Origin of the sequence: Pseudomonas sp. MWU349, from assembly GCF_017947325.1 — a bacterium.
Classification (GTDB): domain Bacteria; phylum Pseudomonadota; class Gammaproteobacteria; order Pseudomonadales; family Pseudomonadaceae; genus Aquipseudomonas; species Aquipseudomonas protegens.
Map to the genome: position 1 here is coordinate 1305512 of NZ_JAFEVP010000001.1, position 19482 is coordinate 1324993.

The following is a 19482-nucleotide window of genomic DNA, read 5'->3' on the forward strand; positions in this document are numbered from 1 at the left end:
GGTCCGAGCACGCGCTTGCCGATGCTCCTCAACGCGACAGCATGAAGGTTTCGTACTCCAAGTCATCCAGCGCCGTGGACAGCCGCGTCAGCCCCAGCAGCACGCAGATCAGCAGCGACAGGGTAAAGCCATAGCCGAAGAAGCTCGGCCCCAGGTGCAGGCTGAGCAAGGTCAGGGCGGCATTGAGGGCCACGAACAGCAGGCACAGCTCCAGCACGATGGCGCGTTTGTCGAGGTAGAAGAACACGTTGAGAATCGCCATGAACACCACCTGGATGCTCACCCCGATCAGGTCGATGTAGAACAGCGGCAGGTAGTAGCTGGACATCCCCAGCCACTCCAGCAGGCGCGGGCCGAAGAGGAACAGCAGGACCACCGTCAGCCCCTGGACCTTGCAGATTTCCAGCAGGCCCTGGCGGATCGAGAAAGTCATCTCGGCCTTCAGCGAACCGATGTGCTGCAAGGTCTCGCCATCGCGTACGGCACGGAACAGGCGGTCGTACCATTCGGCGAAATCGGTTTCGATGCGCACCAGGAACACCGCCATCCCGGGAATGATCGCCAGGTAAGCGAGGAAGATCGGCAAGTCGTAGAGAATCGACGCGCGCATCGGCCCAATCACCTGGCTCGAAGTTTCCGGGTTGAACCAGAAGATGAACTTGTCGATCCAGATCCCCAGGTTGTAGCAAAGCCCGGTCAGCAGCAGGCTGACAAACACCTGGCGGCGGTCAAGAAAGTCGAAGGCCACCAGCTTCTCGGCCCGGTACTCGCGCAGGATGTCGTACAGGAACAGGAACAGCAGCGTGCTGTGCCCCAGCAGCAGCGCCAGCAACAGCCCTTCCATGCCCATGTAGCGCAGGTAGAAGGCGCTGCCGACCATCAAGCCATACCCCACCAGCATCACCAGGAGGATGCGGTTATAGGCCTTCATCCCCGAGAGAAAGATGATCACCAGCCACAGGTTGCACAGCACCACGAAGTTGGCCAGGGTCAGCAGGCGGTAGATCAGCGGCTGGTCGAACAGGGTCACCAGCAGCAGGATGCCCAGCGCCCCGGAGCCCAGGGTCACCAGCAAGAGGACGCCCACCAGGTTCGGCAGGATCTGCTCGTACTTGCGCTCGAACAGGCGGTCGGACACGAAGCGGGTGAAAAACAGCTGCAGGCCGCCGGTCAGGATCAGCGACGTGGCCATCAGGTAGGTGACGGTGATCAGGAACTGGCGGATCAGGACCTCCGGCACCACCAGCCCGAGGCTGATCACCCCCACCAGCATCACGCTGAGGATCGACAGCACCCAGGGCCCGGAACTGATCAGGCCGGCATAGACATAGGCGTGCAGGGTCGCCGTGTAGGAGTCGCGGGAGAGAATCTTGCGCAGTTCGAAACCGATGCCGGCCATTTACACAGCCTCCTTGTGTAGGGTGCCGATGGCCGTGTGATAGAGCGTGCGATAGCGGTCGAGCATCAGGCGCTCGCTGTAGTAGCGATGCACCCGCAACAGGCCCGCCGCCTGGGCCGATTGCCAGCGTTCGGGGCTGCGCAGCAGGTCGATGATCGCCTGGGAGGTGGCCTGCGGGTCGGCGATCGCCACCACTTCCCCGGCCCGCCCCAGGTCCCGATCAGCCGCCTCGCCGCCCTCGATCAGCTCGCGGCAGGAGCCCACGTCACTGCTGACCACCGGCGTGCCGGCGGCCCAGGCTTCGAGAATCACCAGGGGCTGGGCCTCGCTGATGGAGGTCAGCACCATCAGCCCCAGTTGCGGCAGGATGTCCTGGATTTTCTGGAAGCCCAGGAACAGCACCTTCTGCTCCAGCCCCAGGCTCGCCACCAGGCTGCGGCACTCGGCGACGTACTCCGGGTCCTCCTCTTCCGGCCCGACGATCCAGCCTTCGACCTCGGGCATCACGCTGACCACCCCGCGCATGGCCCGCAGGAAGGTCTTGACGTCCTTGATCGGCACCACCCGGCCGATCAGCCCGACCACCGGCGCAATGCCTTCGGCCCGGGCCTCCAGGGCCTGGGTCCAGAGCTGCAGGTCGATGCCGTTGGGAATCACCTGGGTGCGCTCGGGGGGCGCGCCGTCCTTGATCTGGCGTTGGCGGTTGCCGTCGTACAGGGCAATGATCTGGTCGGCGCTTTCATAGACCAGATGCCCGATTCGTTCGAAAAAGCGCACCCAGAGCATGCGGATATAGCCGGAGCCCGAATCCATGCTGTCGTTGAGCGCCTGGTTGCTGCTTTCGGCGATCCAGCTGGCCTGGGCCAGGTCGATCTTGCGCTCCTTGGTGTAGATCCCGTGCTCGCTGAGCAGGAACTGGCAGCCCCACAACTGCTTGAGAATGCAGCCCACCAGCCCGGCGTAGCCGGTGGAAATCGAGTGCAGCACCCGGGCCCGCGGCATGTGCCGGGCGGCATTGGCCAGCATCAGCAAGGGCGACTGCATGGTGCGCAGGGTCCAGAAGTAGTTGACGAAGGACGGATCGGCGCAATGCTGCTCGTAGCCTTCGGTCAGTGCTTCCCAGCTGGGCCGGCTGTAGAGCACGTCGTCCAGGGTGATGCGCCCCTGGGCCAGGGACGCCAGCACTTCGATGCCCAGCTCGGCGGCGGGCTTCTGCGGGTTGTGCAGGTAGCGGTACAGGTTGCTCAGTTCCTCCAGGGACGCGCGATGGGCCTCGCGCTTGTGCCTGGGGTTGCGCCAGGCCTCTTCCAGGTACACCTCTTCGATATGCACGACGTTGGCCGGAATCTCATAGCGGCGCTGCCCATAAGCCTCGCGCTGGCCGCCAATGAACAGCACCGAAAACTTCAGCTGCGGCAGGCCGAGGATCATCTGGTGGATCCAGCCGGACACGCCACCACGCACATAGGGCCAGGTGCCCTCGAGCAGCAGGCAGACATCGGCGATGGGGGTTGAGTCGGGGGTTTTCTTCATGTCCAGGTCCTTACCAGCCCGGCAAAGGGCGGACGTTGCTGCATTTGTTCCGGCAGGCTTCGCAGCAGCCCGGGAATCTCGGCATAGCGGCCGGTTTCAAAGGCGATTTCGGCGCGAAATGGCAGGACCTTGGCCGGGTCCATGCCCGCCTCCTCGGCCTGGTGCATGTGCAGGCGCGCCTTGCCGACGTCACCGCGTTCAAGGGCGATGCGTCCGGCCAGCAACAGCAGCTCGCCGCCCTCCCCCAGCTTCAGCGCCTGTTCGGCATGCTCGCCGGCCTGGCCCAGCACGTGCTGCTGCACACTGCCCTGGGCCAGGCCCAGGTAGGCCAGTTCCCAGTACCAGCGGGCCAGCGTCGCGTGCAAGGCTCCGGCCTTCTGCGGCGCCGCGCCGGGCAGTTGTTCCAGGGAGGACTGGATCCGCTGGTTGATGTCGGTTTCCTGCTTGTCGAGCATCGAATACGCCAACAGCCGCACATCGTCGCTCGGGTCGCCCAGGGCCAGCTTGAGGATCGGCACCGCTTCCTTGCCCGGCATCCGCCGGGTGGCGAGCAAGGCCGCCAGGCGCTGGTCGGGGTCCGGCGCATGACGCAAGACATCCTGCAGCCCGCTGTCGCCGAAGGTAGGCGAATGCAGTTGCGTCTGAGCGCGAAACGGCAGGTCGGGAATACCCACCGCCTGCCACGTCTGCGCCTCGCGCTTGCGCGGCAGGTACAGCGCCGGAAAGATCGCGGCAATCACCCCGACGGCCCCGATCAGCGGCACAAAGAACGCCAGGCTGAAGATGAACAGCGGGCTCCATGGCAACGGCCGGCGATAACGCGCCGGCAGCAGCAGCCAGACCGCCGCGGTCAGCAGGCCACAGGCGATGCCATGGGTCGTTGCATACAGCAGCGCGATCTGCAGGTCGGGCATCTGCGCCGTCAGGCTGGCCCAACTGCCGATCTCGAAAAACAGCGCTCCGCTAAACAGCCACTTGCTGATCATTCAGGCCACACTCGTTGTACAGGAAGTTACGCAGCCCATCGCGTTGCCGGGCCGACTCCAGGTCGTAGGGCAGCACCTTGACCCCCAGGCCGGCCAGTTCCACGCTCATGCCGAAGTGCTCGTGGACCAGCTTGCCCAGGCGTGCCAGGTAGCCCTGGGCGCCCTCGGCGCTGGTCAGCGGCAACAGCACCAGCAACAGTTCGTGCCCGCGTGCATTGGCCAGGCTCAGATGCAGGTCCAGGCCTCGCTGGCTGCGTTCGAACAGCCGCGCCAGTTCATCATTGGGCTGGGTCAGCTCGAAGGCATAGAGGCAACCGGACAGGCCGTGGCGCTCGACATCCACCAGTGAACGCTTGAGTTGGCGGGTGAAGTGCTGGGCATCGGCGCTCTGCAGTTGCAGTACCTGCGGGTCCGGGTGCAACAGGTCGGCGATATGCCCGGCCAGCAGGGCCATCAGGCTGAGGGTGCGCTCCTGGAAGGCAAAGAACGGCATCTGCCGCACTGCCAGAATCGCCAGCACCTGGCCCTGGGTGTCCACCAGCGGAACACAGGCCTGCAAGGACGACACCGAGGCCTGGGCGCCGCTATCCAGCAGTTCCTCACGCACACTCACCAGTTCCTGGCGCTCCAGGCACATACGCACCAGCAGGTCCTGGCTGTCCAGGGGCCCCATGGTGCCGATCGAGGCCAAGAGGCTCAGCTGTGGCGCCGCACTGGCGCCCTGCTCCACCCGGTACAGCCCGGCCACCCGCAGCGAGCCATATTGGCCGAGCAGGGTCAGTACCGGCTCGGCCAGCAGGCTCAGCGAATCGCCGCCATTGGGCGCCGCGCGCAGCCGATCACGCAGGCCCAGCAGGGAACTGCGCAAGCTCTGGTCGCTGCCCGCCAGGCGCTGCTCCAGGCGGTCGTGGGAGACCCGCAGAATCTGGTGCGCCCGGGTGAAATCATCAAGCCGGTACTGGCGGTACTCGTTGGCCATCTGCAAACGCAGCAAACGCCGCTCCCAGAGGTCGCGCACCTCGCCCACCAGCATGCCGCAGACCAGTACGCCGACGATGTAGGACGGCGCGACCTGGGCGTAGCTCGCCAGCCCCGAATGACGCAGGGCAAAGAACGCCGCTACCAGCAGGCTGGCACTGATCAGGCCGCGGACAAACCCGTAGCGTACCCCCAGCAGCAGCGGCGCCAGCACCGACCAGGGAAACTCACCCTGCACCTGCAAGGGGTCCTCGGGGGTCAGCCACAGGCCGACGCCGATGACCAAGGCGGTCACCAGAAAGGTTTCCAGCCAGGACGCCGGACCGCTGGCGCGGGGCGCCAGCGCATAGTCCATGTGTGGAGAGTTCATGGCAGTCACTCGATCCGAAGGCCACCGACAAGCTTGTCGAGCACCTTCTGGGCGGCCCCGGCCAGGCTTTCCCGGGACCAGCCGGCGCGGGCCCCGCTATTGCTCCACAGCACCTTGCCGGTACCGGCCTCGACCACCCGCAGGCTGATGCCCACCGCCGGTTCGCCATCCAGGCCGTTCTTGTACTGCCACTCCTCGACGCTGCCGGACACCACATAGTCGAGCTTCTGCTCCCGGGCCCAGTCCATGGCCCCGGCCAGGCGCTCGTTGTCGTCGAGCAGGGCCTGTTCGCCCTGCCCCGCCGTACCGGTGTAGACCTGGGGTTGCAGGCCGCGGCTGCTCAGCACGCTGAGCAGAATCTGCTCACTGCGCTCGCCGGCCTGGGGTGTCTGGGAATAGTTGACCAGCGGCAGCACGCCCCAGCGCGCACTCTTGGACAACTCGGGGCTGCTTTGCCCGGTGAAGCTGCTGCACCCGGCCATCAGCAAGGCGACCATTGCCAGACTCACGCAACGAATGGATTGCATAAGGTTTACTCCTCTTTGAATTCCATGATCAGCGTCCGAAACGCACGCTGTAGCTGACACCTGCAGTGCCCCCGGACTTGCCTGCCCCGCCTTGTGGCGCGGACTGGTAGCCAAGGGTCACTGCCAATTCGTCATCCCCTATCACCTCGGTGCCGACACCGGTACTGATGGCGTAGTTGATGGTGTTGTCGGTCCACTGCCAGCCGGTGCTGACATCCACCAGCCAGGTGTACTGCCCCCGCGTGCGGTTCAGCGCCCCCGGGAAACCGCGCCGCCAGGCACTGCCGAAGAACAGCTGGCCGTAGCGCTTCTGCAGCAGGGTCTGGCTGGTGATCTGCTCGGGGTTGTCGAGATCGGCCCCGGCCAGATCGATGCCTCCGCCCAGGGTATTGGCCAGGTCGGGCAGCGAACGGTTGTTCAGGCTGTTCTGCTGGTAGTCGATACCGCTGCGCAATTCCCAGTTCGGCCCTTCGAACTGCAAGGTGTGGTCGAACTCGATCTTCAACGCCTGGCCGCTGCCCAGGTCATCGCCGCCGCGGGTCGAGAACCAGCGCTGGGCCAGGTTCCAGGACAACTGGTCACGGGCCGAATAGCGATGCCGGCCGCCCACCCAGACATCATCCTGCTGGCCGAAGGTGCGCATGTATCCGCTGTCCTCGTTCTTGCGGTGCCAGTCGGCACCGACGTCCAGCTCGTTGCCGCTGTCCAGTTGCCAGGTGCGGCTGGCACCCAGGCCGTTGCGGTCATCGTCCTTGCGCAGGCTACTGTCGAAGATCAGCTTGTAGTTGCCGTTCTCCAACTGGCGCTGCAAGGTCAGTTCAGTGTTGGTCTCATTGCCCAGGCGCGACTCATCCAGCACATCGCCGCTGTAGCGGCCCTGCTCCAGGACCAGCTTGGCGTACCAGTTGTCGTCCAGATAGCGCGCGGCGGTCAGGCGCGGGCCGTTGAACACCAGGCCGCCGTAGTCCTGGCGCTCCCAGGCGATTTGCATACCCTGGGGCGTGCGCTCGGTCATCTCGATGGCCTGGCGGCGCAGTTGCTCGCGCAGCGCCGCCGGTTGCTCGTCACCCAGTGCCGAAAGGCCCACCGCCAGCGCTTCGCCGCTGTGGCCCAGGCTGTTCAGGGCCTCGACCTGCTGCGCCGGATCCAGGTCGCCGCTGGCCACCAGGCGCTCCAGGGCCTGGCGGTTGCTGCCGCGCAGGGCTTCCTGGATCTGCTCGTAGCGGCTGACCTTCAGGCCGCGGCTGCGGGCCCAGGCCAACCACTCATCCTTTTGCGCCGACTGATTGAGGTCATCCAGGCGCGCGAGGAACTGATCGAACCACAGCTGCAGCATCGGCTTGGAGCCGTCCTGCCACTGCATGGCCTTGTTCTGCGCCTTGCGTGACGAATAGCTGCTGGCCAGCAGGCGCAGCCAGGTGGCATAGCCCTGGGGCGTGGCGCGGATCTGCTCCGGGCTGACCTGGCGATCGAGCCGCAGGCGCAAGCGCTGGGCCGAATCGACATAACCGGCGCCCTCCAGGGCATCGGCATAGGCGGCCTGGACCATCCAGTCCCGGGGGTTGGCCTGCAAGTACAGGCGATACCAGGCCAGGGCCTCGGTATTGCGCCCGAGCAACTGGCTGGCGGCGGCGAACGGCAGCCACAGGCTGCTGTCACTGCGGGCCAGGGAGCGCCATTGCTGCAACAGCGGCTTGATCTCGCCCGTGCGGCCCAGGTCGACATACAGCCACAGCAGCCGCTCACGGAAGGTGTTGTCGTCCGGGAAGCGGCTCAAGCCCTGTTGATACAGGCGCAGCGCCAGATCGGTCTGGCCCTGCTGCACCGCCAACGCGGCGCGGGCGGCCAGCACCTGGGACTGGTCGCTGGCACCCGGGTACTGCTCGGCTTCCTTGAGCAAATCGACCACCAGAGGCCAGTCCTGGAGTTCCTGGGCCAGTTGCAGGGCGGCCACCAGGCGCTGCGGGCTGTGGCCCTGGCGCCAGCTGTCGACGGTCAACTGCAGGGCCTTGTGCGGATCGCGGGTGCGATACAGGGCAATCAGCTCGCTTTCGTCGCCCGTATTGAGCGAGCCCTTGATCGCCAGCATCTTCTCCAGCGCCAGCTGCAGCTCGTCGTCCAGTTCCAGGTCCCAGGCCAGGGCGGCGCGGGACTGCCAGTAGTTGAAGTCCTTGATCTTGTTGCCATCCACCGCGGTGATGACTTTCCAGGCCCCCTGGCTATCGAACAGCTTGAGGTGGTTGTTGGCCCAGTCCACACGCTCGGTGCTGGTCAGCGGATAGCGCTTGGCGAACTGGCTCCAGACCACCAGCCGCTGCGGGTACTGCTCGGTGTTTTCCAGGTTCTGCAACAGGCGCACCCAGGCCAGACGCTGTTTCGGGTATTTGGCGACATAGCGGCGCAGCCACTTTTCGGCCTCCTCGGGCGTCCCCCTGGACTCTTGCGCGTAGACCAGGGCATCGAGCTCGACGTTGGTCAGCGCGCGGCTGTCCATGATCCCCGCCAGCAGCGGGATGCCCCGGTCGAAGTCGTAGGTCTGCATCGCCAGGCGCCAGGTGTGCTCGAACTGCGCCGGGTCCTTGCTTAACGTGCTCAGGCTGATCCAGTAGCCCAGGGCGGCGGCCGAGTCGCCCTGCCATTCGGCGAGATGGGCCATCTGCTCCAGCAATTGCGGGTCATCCGGCCGCTGTTCGAGCAGTTGCAGGCCCACCGCATGGGCGCCGGCCAAGTCACCGAAGGCCAGGCGCTGCTTGAATTCCTTGGCGAGGATTTCCGGGCTGTCGGGCTGCACCTTGCGCCAGGCACTGAAGAACTGTTCCGCCAGGTCCACGCGGTTGTGCGCCACGGCTACATCCACGCCGCGGTCCAGCAGCGCCGGTTCGAATGCCACGTCCGGCTGTGCGGCCAGCTCTCGGGCCAGCAGCTCCACCGCCTGATCGCCGCGATCGGCCGCCACCAAGGTGGTGAAGGCCTGTTGCAGGAACTGCCGACGCGCCTCGGGGGCCTGGCTGGCATCGAGCAACTGCATATAGAGATCGGCCGCGCGCCCCGGCTGTTCGCTAGCCTGATACCACTTGGCGGCTTCAGGCAGCCACTGCTCGCGCCGAGTCGGGTCGCGCCGCGCCAGCTCGGCATAGGCGTCCGCCGCCAGCCCCGGGGCCTGGGCACTCAGGGCCAAAGTGGCTAGGCGCTCCAGTTGCGGCGACGGCAGCGGCTTGTAGTCAAAGGCCTTGAAACGTTCGGCCAGGGCCTGCAGGGCCGCGCTGTCGGTGCTGGTGTTCAGCGCCAGGGCATCGAGCTGCAAACGGTAGTAGGCCTTGAGTGCCGGATCGGGCCGCTGCCACTGGGCCAGGTGTTTTTCCGCCTTGGGGTAATCCCCCAGTTGAATCAGCAGGTCGAGCAGCTGGGTGCGCAGCTCATTGTTTTCCGGGTGTGCGGCCAGCAGCACCTCGGCGTAGCTGGCTGACACTTCGTCCGGCTGCCCGCCCTTGGGGCGGAACGCCTCTTCATTGCGAAAGGTCGCCCACAGCAATACGCCGACGGCGATCACCACCAGTAGCAGGGCCCAGGGATTGAGCAGCCGCGCGCCGGGCGCCTTGGCCTTAATTGCAGAGGAGTTGGGCATCACTCACCTGCTTGGCGGGAAGTTGGAAATGCCACAGGCCCTGTTCGGACTTGCCGGCGTAGCGTTGGCCCTGGAATTCGACCCGACAGGCGCTGGCCGAACGCACCGAGAATTCCAGGTTGAACTGGCCGGCAAAGGAGAAGCTCACCTGCCGGTCATTGACATAGCGCCAGTCGCGCAGGGGAATATTGGCCAGCTCCAGTGCCGGGCGCGGATCGCGCTCGGGGCGCAGGGCCAACAGCGCATGATCGCTGCTCAAGGCGACATAGCGCCCCTGGGGCAAGTCGCGCACCCCGGCCACCCCCACCGAGCGGCCGAGGTCCGGCCAACCCAGCGCCGGGTCCAGGCGCAAGGTGCGCAGGCCGTCCATGCCCCGTACCTGCCAGTCGCCATTGGCGGTCCGCGCCAGGCTTGCCTGGTACAGGCCGTGGACCCGGTCCAGGTAGTCGCTCATCCACAACGACAGCGGCTGCTGTCCACGCATGAACTGGTAGATGTCGGTCATGGCCTTGATCGACGCCTGCTTGGTGCCCGAATAGAAGTGGTAGTACAGGTGGATGCCGCGAAGGCGCCGAGGGCTGTCGGTCAGCTCGAAGGTATCGATCACATCGCGAAAGCCGTAGTACGGGCCTTTCCAGAGGTTGGTGTACATGTTCTCGTTGATCACCGGGGCGTAGTACTGCAAGCCGCCCGAGGTCGGCCGCAACAACGGGTACAGGCCGGTGAGCGACGAGTTGGCCTTGGTCAGGATGGTCTGCCCGCCATTGACGTTTTTCAGGCCGGCGTCGTAGGCCATCTTGATGGTCTCGGCGCTGGGCAGCGCATCCCCCGGCCAGAAGATCAGCTTCACCGGTTTCTGCGCGGTGGTCAGGCGGCTGTTGATGTAGTCCCGCGAGCCGAAGATCTCGCGCTTGTAGTCCAGGGTCTTGTAGCCCGGAATATTCAGGCGCAGGCCGTATTCGGCGTGGAAATCCTCGTCCTTCTTGGCCTTCTCCGGCTGCATGTAGAACGGATGGCTGTAGGTGTGGGTGGCCACTTCGACCTTGGGATCGGCAAAGATCTCCCGGGCGATGGGCTCCAGCTCCGGAGCCAGGAACGGCGACATGCCCTTGGGCCCGACTTCGCCTTCGATAATCGAGACCGAGGTCAGGAACGGGTTGGGACGAATGTAGTCGTCCAGCACCTGGCGCCCGGAATACGGGGTGCCGCGTACTTCGGCATGGGACGGGAAACCGTCACCGTCGATATGCACCGTGGCGATCCGCCGACCGTTCTCGGTGGTGGTGTCCGGGCGTGGCTGGGACGCCAGGCGCAGGGCCTTCTGGATAAAGGCGAACGGGTCGAGAATCCAGCGGCTGCGCTCCACATTGGCCTCCACCACATAGGGGGCCAGGGCCATGCCGCCCCAGGCGGCGGTGGCCACCGGAACGTACTTGGCGCCCTTGTCATCGCCCAGCACCAGTGCCGGTTTAGGCCCGTCGGGCAGCAGGCCCACGCGGGTCAGTTCGCGACTGCGCGCCACCACCGGTGCCTCGAAGGCACCGATCAGGCTCTTGTCCTGGCTCAGCACATGCAGGGCATCGCGGGCCCCCGGCGCCGCCAGGTTCAGCCCCAGGCGCTTGAGCAGCGCCCGGTCCTCGATCGGCAGGCCGGCCATGATCGCCAGGGGCACCTGTTCATCCAGGCGCTGGCCGACCCAGCTATAGAAGGCACGGCTGTCCTCGGGCGGGCCACTGGTCATCCACAGCACCACCCCGGCGTAAAGGCCAGCGAAGCTGTAGGCAGGCAGGCTGTCGTCCACCGGGAAGTAGTCCACCCGGTAACCCAGGTATTCCAGCAGGCCACCGAGCATGCGGTGCCCGGCGTGATCGTAGAGTTCCCCTTCGCGCGGGTCATAGAGCATGGCGATGCGCCGCGGCTGGACTTCCACGGTGCTCATGCTCAGGGCGTTGAGGTCCGGGGTGGTGACCACCGGGATAAAGCCTTCCTGGCTCAATTGCCGGACCAGCTTGCGCGCCTCTTCCCGACGGTTGGCCGGCAAGTAATCGATGGCCACCAGCGGGATGTTGCGTGCACGCAGCGGCTTGAGTTCGCCTTCAAGCCAGGTGCGGTCGGCTTCGGAAACCGGGCGGTAACGCTTGGCCGAGGCATCCCAGCCGGCATGGATGGATTCCACCGCCACGGCCGAGGCGACGCCATCGAGCTCGCCCAATACCTCGAACCCCCGGTTGAAGAACAGCTTGAGGTTGGGCAGGCGGCTGTGCAGTTCCCGCAGGAACGAGGCCAGGGCCTTGCGTTGCGGTTCGCGATCGGCCTCGGGGAGCAACTGGAAACTGTCCAGGGTGTCCAGGAACAGGCCGGCGTAGCCCTGGTCCTGCAGCGCCTTGGCACGCTTGAACAGGTGTTCGCGCCAGGCCGGGGTGGCGATGTCCATCACCTGGCTGTCCCAGGCCTTGTTGCGCACGGGGCTGGCGCCCTGGGCCAGGGCCTGCTTGTCCAGGGCAGCGCGGTTGCCGTCGAACTCCCCTACCGACAGGTAGGCGAACGGCTGGCTGCCGAGCTTGCGCAAGGTGGCGACATCGGCGCTGGCCATATGGCCGGGCTCGACCACTGCCCATTCGAACTGCGCCAGCTCTTGCAAGGGTGGCTGCTCGGCGTACCAGAACCCGACGCTGGCGGGCGCCGCGGGCGCGGCCTGCACCAGGGTGTTGGTGGCACACAAGGCCAATGCGGTAAACAGGCGTCGAACCACTTTGCAGACATGCCCCCTGCGAAACTCGATATCCATAACTCACTCTTCAGTAGATCAATCTGCACAACATCAGGCTCTAGGGCAGCCACCATGGCGGGCGCCCCGAAGGCAACGAACTAAAGGCTGCGGTACAGCTGTTCCAGGCCCTCGGCCAGGCTGCTGGGCGTGCCCAGGTCGAAGCGCTCGCGCAAGCGGCGGTTGTCGGCCTTGGAATGGCGGATATCCCCGGAACGGGTCGCGCCGTGGGTCACCTGCAGCGGCTTGCCGCTGATCTGCTGCAGGGCGCCAATCAGGTCGTTGAGGGTGGTCACCCCGCCAAGCCCGACATTGGTGGCTTCGGCTGCCGGCGCGGGGCATTCCAGGCCCTGCACCAGGATCTTCACCAGGTCCGCGACATAGACGAAGTCGCGGGTCTGCCCGCCATCGCCGAACAGGGTGATGGGCCGCCCGGCCTTGGCCCGCTCGCTGAAAATGCTGATCACCCCGGAGTACGGCGACGAAGGGTCCTGGCGCGGGCCGTAGATATTGAAAAAGCGCAGGATCACCGGTTCCAGCCCATGCTGGCGACGGTAGAAGTCCAGGTAGTACTCGCTGGCGAGCTTGTCCGCCGCGTAGGGCGTGAGGGGCGATTTGGGGGTGTCTTCGGCAATCGGCGTGCCCTCGCCGTTGTTGCCATAGACCGCCGCACTGGAGGCGAACACCACGCGGCGGATACCGGCCGCGTTCATCGCCTCGCACAGGCGCAGGGTGGCGATGAAGTTGCTCTGGTGGGTGGCCACCGGGTCTTCGACCGAGGCCTGGACCGATGCCACTGCGGCCAGATGCACCACGGCATCGCAGCCCTGGACGGCATCCGCCAGCAGTGCCGCGTCGGCGGCATCCCCCTGCAGCAGTTCCAGGCCAGCATCGCCCATGGGCAGATTGCTGCGCTTGCCCGTGGAAAGGTCGTCCAGAACCCGCACCGCATACCCCTTGGCCAGCAGTGCATCCACGAGGTGAGAACCGATAAAACCAGCGCCCCCAGTAACCAGTATCCGTTCGGCAGACATAGATCATTCCAAAGAGAAATATCGCAGCTACGCCGTCTGAAGCTAGCACAGCCAACGGGCCAGCCATGGCTACTTGCCACCCTGACCGTCATGTTTTTGATGGCAGCTCTGCTCCATAGGCTGTTTCGCCTTTTTTCGGAGCAGAGTTCAGCACTTTGGCGTCAAAAAAACTCAAGATAATCAATCGCTCAGCGCCGACATACTGGGTCACAAAATCGGTATCGTCAATAATGTGTCGATATTTGTTGATTATTTAAGCTCCAGGAAAAACAGGTCAATATATTGACTTGCCTGGCATAAAAGCGCCGAAAGCGCCGCCGTAGCTGGCCACATGCCATTGACGCAAGGCCCCGGCAGTGCTCATATGCGCGCCAGTTTCAGGTGTCCCATGCCGCCGTGCATGGGGTTAAACGGGAAGCCGGTGCGTCATTTCGATGATCAGTCCGGCGCTGCCCCCGCAACGGTAAGCGAGCGAAGCATTCGACAGACCACTGTGCCAAGGCATGGGAAGGTGAATGCCTCATGACCCTCGCAAGCCCGGAGACCGGCCTGCAACTTCGTTTGACAACCCCGCGGTGGGCGGGCGCAGTCCGGTTTGCGTGGGCGCGGCTGCCCGCGATTCCCTATGCGTTGTTCCCTCCGGGATTCATTCATTCCTTACAAGTAGTAGGAATCGCATGTCCCGCACCTCCTTGCTGCAACACCTGGCGAACCCCTCGCTGTGCTTCACCCTCCTGCCTTGCATGGCCTACCCGACCCTGGCCCTGGCTGAACAGAAAACCTCACTGGTCTTGCCCGAGGCCCAAGTGAGCGGAGTCTCCAGCGCCTCGCAAACCTCTCTGGACACGCCCCTGCCCGCCGGCTCGCGGCTGAACCTCACGGCCCTGGAGACTCCGGCCAGCACCAGCAGCCTGGGCAGCGACGCCATCAGCACCCGCAACAACCTCACGGTGCAGGATGCCGTCACCCGCTCCCCCGGCATCACCAGTATCGCCACCCCGGGCAACGGCAATACCGCACTGTCGGCCCGCGGTTTTACCGGGCACTCCTCGGTGATGACCCTGTTCGACGGCGCGCGCCTGTACACCGGCGCCGGCAGCCAGACCTTCCCGGTGGACCCGTGGATGGTCGAGCGCATCGACGTGATCCGCGGCCCGGCCTCGGTGCTGTACGGGGAAGGCGCCACTGGCGCGGTGGTCAACGTGATTGCCAAGAAACCCTTCGAGGGCGAGGTCCACAACCACCTGCGCCTGGGCTATGGCTCCCAGGATCGCCAGCAACTGGGCCTGGACAGCGGAGGTTCACTGACCGACACCCTGAGTTACCGCCTGACCCTGAACCAGCAGCAGAGCAATGGCTGGGTCGACCAGGGCCAGTCACGCAGCCTGGCACTCAGCGCGGCGCTACGCTGGCAAGCCACCGAGGACCTCGGCTTCACCCTGGCCCATGAACGCGGTGAAAGCGAACCCGCCAGCTATTTCGGCACGCCGCTGATTGCCGGCCAATACCGTGACAGCCTGCGGGACAAGAACTACAACCTGCGCAACGCCGTGCAGCGCTACAACGACGAATGGACCCGGTTCAACACCGACTGGACCCTGAGCGACAACCTCAGCGCCAGCAACCAGCTCTACTACATCAAGAGCCGTCGCCACTGGCGCAACGCCGAAGCCTACAACTGGGTCAGCTCCCGGGATCAGTTGCTGCGCGGCGACTACCTGGAGATCAAGCACGATCAGGAGCAGATCGGCGATCGCCAGAGCTTCACTTTCAACCACTCGCTGTTCGGCCTGGACAGCAGGACCGTGGTCGGCCTGGAGTACAACAAGATCCGCTTCGGCGTGGCCAACAACTCGCCCTACAAGGATATCGGTGGTGACTATGTCGACCCGTGGAACCCGGCACCGGGCTACTTCCAGAGCCGCTCGCCCTTCTCGCCCCAGACCGACAGCAGCACCCGCACCTTCGCCCTGTTTGCAGAAAACCGCCTGCAACTGTCGGAGCGCTGGTCGCTGGTAACCGGCATCCGCCGCGACCAGAACCATATCGATCGCAGCGATCTGCGCGCCGGCACCCGCACCGATCGCAGCCTCACAGGCGGCAACTGGCGCGCCGGCCTGGTGTTCGCGGTCACCGATCAACTGTCGCTGTACGGCCAGTACTCCACCAGTGAAGACGGGGTCAGCAACCTGATCAGCCTCAACCCGAGCCAGTTGCAGATGGACCTGACCGAAGCCAAGCAGACCGAGTTCGGGCTCAAGCAGCAGTTCTGGAACGGCCGTGGCGAATGGACCCTGGCGGCCTACCACATCGTCAAGAAAAAGCTCTTGACCACCGACCCGGTGACCCGCCTGGCGCAGCAGGTCGGCCAGCAATCCGCCGACGGCCTGGAAACTTCGCTGGAGCTGACCCTGGATCACGGTTGGCAAGTCTCGGCCAATGCCTCGGTGGTGCGCGCCGAGTACGATGACTTCGATGAGGTGGTCTCTGGCAAAGCGGTGTCCCGGGCCGGCAATCGCCCCACCAACGTGCCGCGACGCACCGCCAACCTGTGGCTGAACAAGGCCCTGGCCCCGAGCCTGGAAGCCGGCATGGGCCTGCGCTACGTCGATGCGCGTTATGCCAACACCGCCAATAGCGTCGATGTACCCGGCTACACGGTGCTGGATGCCAACCTCGGCTGGCAGGCCCTGCCCGATGTGCGCCTGGGCCTGCAGGTGAACAACCTGCTGGACCGGCGTTATGCCGCGGCGCAACAGAACAGCGGCCAGCAATGGCTGATGGGTGAACCGCGCGCGTTGTTCGTCACCGCCGACTACAGCTTCTGATTGAAGGGGCAAGGCCCTGGGCTTTATCGGCACTTGCACCCGCGCAGCCGATGGATATCCTGAGCGCCTTTGTCCCTGCACTGCCCGCGAGCGCCCCATGCCCTGCCTGAATGCCCGAGATGTCTGCCAGCGCCTGCGCGATGCCGCCCTTGGCGTTTACCCTCTACGGCCGGGCGCCGACCAACCCGGCGCTGGCCTGGTGCAGGTGGATATCGAGGGCTGGCAGTTGCTGCTGGATTTCGATGGCCAGCATCTGCATCACTGCCAGCGCTGTCGTAGCGCCGAAGGCGACGCCTGGCAGCTCGATACGCGGCAACGCTTCGGCACCGATCCGGTGAGCCTGCTCAGTACCTGGGAGCTGGCGCAGATCGAGAAGTTACTCAAAGAAGTGGATTAACGCGGCTGGCTACAGGCATTCCTGGGCTGCGCGCTCGAAGCTCGACGGGGTGAAGCTGGAGGCCAGCAAGTGCCGCTCGTAGAGGAACACCTTGCCGCCATTGGGCGCCTTGTAGGCTTCCAGTACGTTGTCTGCCGCCACCTTGCTGGCAACGACGATGCGAAAACCGCGCTGGGTCTGGGAAACCGTCGGGCTCTGAGCGTTGCCTTGCAGCTTGGGCACCACGCACTCGGCATATTCGGCCGGAGTTTTCCGGGTCTGCATGACCAGGGTCGGGTCGTTGGGCGCGGTGGCGCAACCGGCCAGCAGCAAGGTGGCCAGGGTCATGGCGGGAGCAAATAGAGGGCGCATCGGTCAGTCCTGAAAATGTACAGCCTGGTTCGGTGCGCAACGGTTCAGCGTCACGGGCGCTGCCGTTGCGGTCATGGTTTTGGGTCGGGGGCGATTGTCCATGGTTGGCGCCCAAAGCAGAACTTGCGTTGCTTGATTGTCACTATTACTTGAACCGATAGTTGCCCCCCGGGCAGACTGCCCGGCAGCCCGACTACAACTAAAAAAAGGAATTCCCCATGCGCACCTTTGACTTGATACGCGACGCCGTCCTCCCGGAATTCCGTGAGCGGGTGGCGGACTACCTGGTGGAGTACGAACAGGTGCTGGGTGATAGCAGCGCCGACCCGCAAAGCCTGCGCATCGCCGCCTATCAATTGCGTGGCTACCTGCGTGGCCTGAACACCACCCGGGTTCTGGGCATGGCCGACTGGGAAGAGCTGGACCGGCGGGTACTGGCGACATGGCTAGGGGATCCGGCCCAAGTCCTTGGGGAGGATTGAAACTTTTTAGCCTCAGATGAGCTAGAATCGCACCATTTGAAACCTTTTTTTGTAAAACCGGTCATGCTCATTGAAGCCTTCGGCTGCTTCGACACCATGCCCGGCCCACACTGATCCGAGGCCCACTGATGTCCCTGACTGCCCAAGAGGAACGACTTATCAAGGCGCTGGCCCTGGCCATCGTCGACCGCCCGCGGGCAACACTCAAGGAACTGGCCGAGGCCGCTGGCGTCAGCAAGGCCACGCTGCATCGCTTCTGCGGCACACGGGACAAGCTGCTGCAGATGATGGAAGACCATGCCGAAACGGTGCTCAATCGCATCGTCGAGGCCATCGAGCCGGAGCAGGACGAACCTGTCGCGACCCTGCGCGGCCTGATCAGCGAGCACCTGGCACACCGCGAAATGCTGGTGTTCCTGCTATTCCAGTACCGCCCCGACATGCTCGGCTGCGAAGACGAACGCTGGGAGCCCTACACCCGGGCACTGGACACCTTCTTTCTGCGGGGCCAGCAACTGGGGACCTTCCGTATCGACATCACTGCCGCGGTGTTCACCGAGCTGTTCCTGACCATGATCTTCGGCATCGTCGATGCCGAACGCCGGGGCCGCGCCGCCAGCGCCAACTCGGCCAAGGTGCTGGAGCAGATGTTCCTCCACGGCGCCGCCGCCCCGGCCCTGGCGCTATAGCGCCCCGTTCCCCGGCCCTCTGGCCGGATAAAAAAAGCCCCGTGACCCAGAGGACCACGGAGCCAAGTACCGGCCGGATGCGCCAGCCGGTAGTGCCCTGCCCCCGGGTTACCGCTGCGCCGCAGCCGGCCAGCCGCCACCCAGGGAGCGGAACAGGTCCACCAGGGCAATCTGCCGCTGGGTACTGACCTCGATAAGCGCCGACTGATCGACAAAGTTGCTGCGCTGGGCATCGAGGTAGCGCAGGTGGCTGTCGACACCCCCTTCGTAACGTGCCCTGGCCAGTTTCAGCGACTCACGGCTGGTGGCCGCCAGGGCGCGGCGCGCAGTCTCTTCCCGGCGCAGGGTGTCGGTCGCGGCCAGGGCATCGGCCACCTCGCGAAAGGCGGTCTGGATGCGCCCTTCGTACTCCGCCACCGCGGCGTCCTTGCGTGCCTCGGCCAGGCTCAGGCCGGCGCTGTTGCGCCCGCCATCGAACAAGGGCACGGACAGGGTCGGCACGAAGCTCCAGGAGCGCGAGCCGCCGTCGAACAGGCCCGACATCTGCGCGCTGGAAGTGCCCAGGCTGCCAGTCAGGCTGATGCGCGGGAAAAACGCCGCCCGTGCCGCGCCGATATCGGCGTTGCGCGCACGCAGCCGGTGTTCGGCGGCGAGAATGTCCGGACGGCGCTCGATCAGGGTCGAAGGGCTGCCGGCGGCGATGTCCTGGACCAGCAGCGGGCGCTCGGGTGCCGGCGGCCCTATGGTCTTCACCGCCTCCGGGGTGCCGAGCAACAGCACCAGGGCGTTGAACGCCTGCTGCTGATTGCGCAGGGTGTTTTCCTGATCCGCGCGGGACTGCTCCACCAGCCCCAGGGCTTCCTGATAGTCCAGGGCCGTGGCGCTGCCTACCTGGCGGCGCTGGCTGATCAGCGCCAGGGACTGCTCGCGGCTGGCCAGGGTTTGCCGGGTGAGGGCCAGGCGTCGCTGGGCGCCGTCATGCAGCAGATAGGCCTGGCTGACTTCGGCAATCAGAGCGATGCGCGCCGCCCGCGCCGCCTCCTCGGTCGCCAGATATTGCTGCAGCGCAGCGTCGCTCAGGCTCTTGACCCGGCCAAACAGGTCCAGCTCGTACTCTGGCAGCGCCAGGCCCACCTGGTAGCTGCTGGCAACCTGCGAACGGCCACTGTTGGACTGGTCCGCCGGCAGCCGCTGGCGATTGCCCGAGGCGGCGGCGTTCAAGCCCAGCACGCGGTCAGCGCGCTGGATACGGTACAGCGCCCGGGCCTGCTCGATGTCCAGCAGGGTCTGGCGCAACGAGCGGTTGTTGTCCAGGGCACTGGTGATCAGGCGCCGCAGCTGCGGGTCAAGCACAAAACCCTGCCAGTCCAGCTCACTCGCTTGCGGGCCGGGCTGGGCCGAAAGGCCGCCGAAGCTGTTGGCCACCGGCGCCGCGGGACGCTCATAGGTAGGTGCCAGGGAGCAGCCCCCCAGCGCCAGGACCAGCAGCGCCAGTGAAAGTCTACGAATAGGCATG

At 65.3% G+C, this 19482-nt stretch carries 14 protein-coding genes and 1 riboswitch; of the genes, 4 read left to right on the forward strand and 10 right to left on the reverse strand.

Annotated elements, in window-relative coordinates:
- Positions 1-28: 28 nt before the first annotated feature.
- From pelG to KCG88_RS05740, 8 genes are all read right to left on the reverse strand, one after another.
- Complete coding sequence (gene pelG, locus KCG88_RS05705; RefSeq protein ID WP_047286469.1) at positions 29-1399, reverse strand: exopolysaccharide Pel transporter PelG; 1371 nt, start codon at positions 1397-1399, stop codon at positions 29-31.
- The gene (pelF, locus tag KCG88_RS05710; RefSeq protein WP_210711940.1) at positions 1400-2932 is read right to left on the reverse strand and encodes a GT4 family glycosyltransferase PelF; all 1533 of its coding nucleotides are present in this window, start codon (positions 2930-2932) and stop codon (positions 1400-1402) included.
- The gene (locus KCG88_RS05715; RefSeq protein ID WP_047286467.1) at positions 2929-3918 is read right to left on the reverse strand and encodes a HEAT repeat domain-containing protein; all 990 of its coding nucleotides are present in this window, start codon (positions 3916-3918) and stop codon (positions 2929-2931) included. Before KCG88_RS05715 ends, pelF begins: the two co-directional genes overlap by 4 nt.
- A complete protein-coding gene (locus KCG88_RS05720) occupies positions 3896-5266 on the reverse strand; it encodes a PelD GGDEF domain-containing protein (RefSeq protein WP_047286466.1) in 1371 nt (456 codons plus the stop codon). Before KCG88_RS05720 ends, KCG88_RS05715 begins: the two co-directional genes overlap by 23 nt.
- 5 nt (positions 5267-5271) lie before the next feature.
- On the reverse strand, positions 5272-5793 hold the full coding sequence (locus KCG88_RS05725; RefSeq protein ID WP_011061262.1) for a transporter: 522 nt from the start codon (positions 5791-5793) through the stop codon (positions 5272-5274).
- 28 nt (positions 5794-5821) lie between these two features.
- Positions 5822-9418, reverse strand: coding sequence for a tetratricopeptide repeat protein (locus tag KCG88_RS05730; protein ID WP_210711941.1), 3597 nt, complete (start codon positions 9416-9418; stop codon positions 5822-5824).
- A complete protein-coding gene (locus KCG88_RS05735; protein ID WP_210711942.1) occupies positions 9396-12206 on the reverse strand; it encodes a bifunctional glycoside hydrolase 114/ polysaccharide deacetylase family protein in 2811 nt (936 codons plus the stop codon). The genes KCG88_RS05730 and KCG88_RS05735 overlap by 23 nt, the downstream gene beginning before the upstream one ends.
- Before the next feature lie 80 nt (positions 12207-12286).
- Positions 12287-13219, reverse strand: a complete 933-nt coding sequence (locus KCG88_RS05740; RefSeq protein ID WP_047286463.1) for an NAD-dependent epimerase/dehydratase family protein — start codon at positions 13217-13219, stop codon at positions 12287-12289.
- A gap of 362 nt (positions 13220-13581) precedes the next feature.
- Positions 13582-13787: riboswitch (cobalamin riboswitch) on the forward strand.
- Between the two features lie 109 nt (positions 13788-13896).
- Between KCG88_RS05740 and KCG88_RS05745 the strand changes: the two genes are divergently transcribed.
- Positions 13897-16047 carry a TonB-dependent siderophore receptor gene (locus KCG88_RS05745; RefSeq protein ID WP_210711943.1) on the forward strand — a complete coding sequence of 717 codons (2151 nt, stop codon included), beginning with the start codon at positions 13897-13899 and terminating at the stop codon, positions 16045-16047.
- Positions 16048-16144: 97 nt separating this feature from the next.
- Positions 16145-16444 (forward strand): hypothetical protein, encoded by a 300-nt coding sequence (locus KCG88_RS05750; RefSeq protein ID WP_047286461.1) that lies wholly within the window; start codon positions 16145-16147, stop codon positions 16442-16444.
- Positions 16445-16453: 9 nt separating this feature from the next.
- On the opposite strand, the gene KCG88_RS05755 is transcribed toward KCG88_RS05750, so the two are convergent.
- Positions 16454-16795: a lipoprotein gene (locus KCG88_RS05755; RefSeq protein WP_047286460.1), complete on the reverse strand. Its 342-nt coding sequence runs from the start codon at positions 16793-16795 to the stop codon at positions 16454-16456.
- A gap of 218 nt (positions 16796-17013) precedes the next feature.
- Here KCG88_RS05755 and KCG88_RS05760 point away from each other — a divergent pair, with 218 nt between their 5' ends.
- Together KCG88_RS05760 and KCG88_RS05765 are read left to right on the forward strand one after the other, a co-directional pair.
- On the forward strand, positions 17014-17277 hold the full coding sequence (locus tag KCG88_RS05760; RefSeq protein WP_019095540.1) for a hypothetical protein: 264 nt from the start codon (positions 17014-17016) through the stop codon (positions 17275-17277).
- Positions 17278-17405: 128 nt separating this feature from the next.
- Positions 17406-17966, forward strand: coding sequence for a helix-turn-helix domain-containing protein (locus KCG88_RS05765; protein WP_047336765.1), 561 nt, complete (start codon positions 17406-17408; stop codon positions 17964-17966).
- 108 nt (positions 17967-18074) lie between these two features.
- On the opposite strand, the gene KCG88_RS05770 is transcribed toward KCG88_RS05765, so the two are convergent.
- Complete coding sequence (locus KCG88_RS05770; protein ID WP_246882557.1) at positions 18075-19481, reverse strand: efflux transporter outer membrane subunit; 1407 nt, start codon at positions 19479-19481, stop codon at positions 18075-18077.
- Position 19482 lies beyond the last annotated feature (1 nt).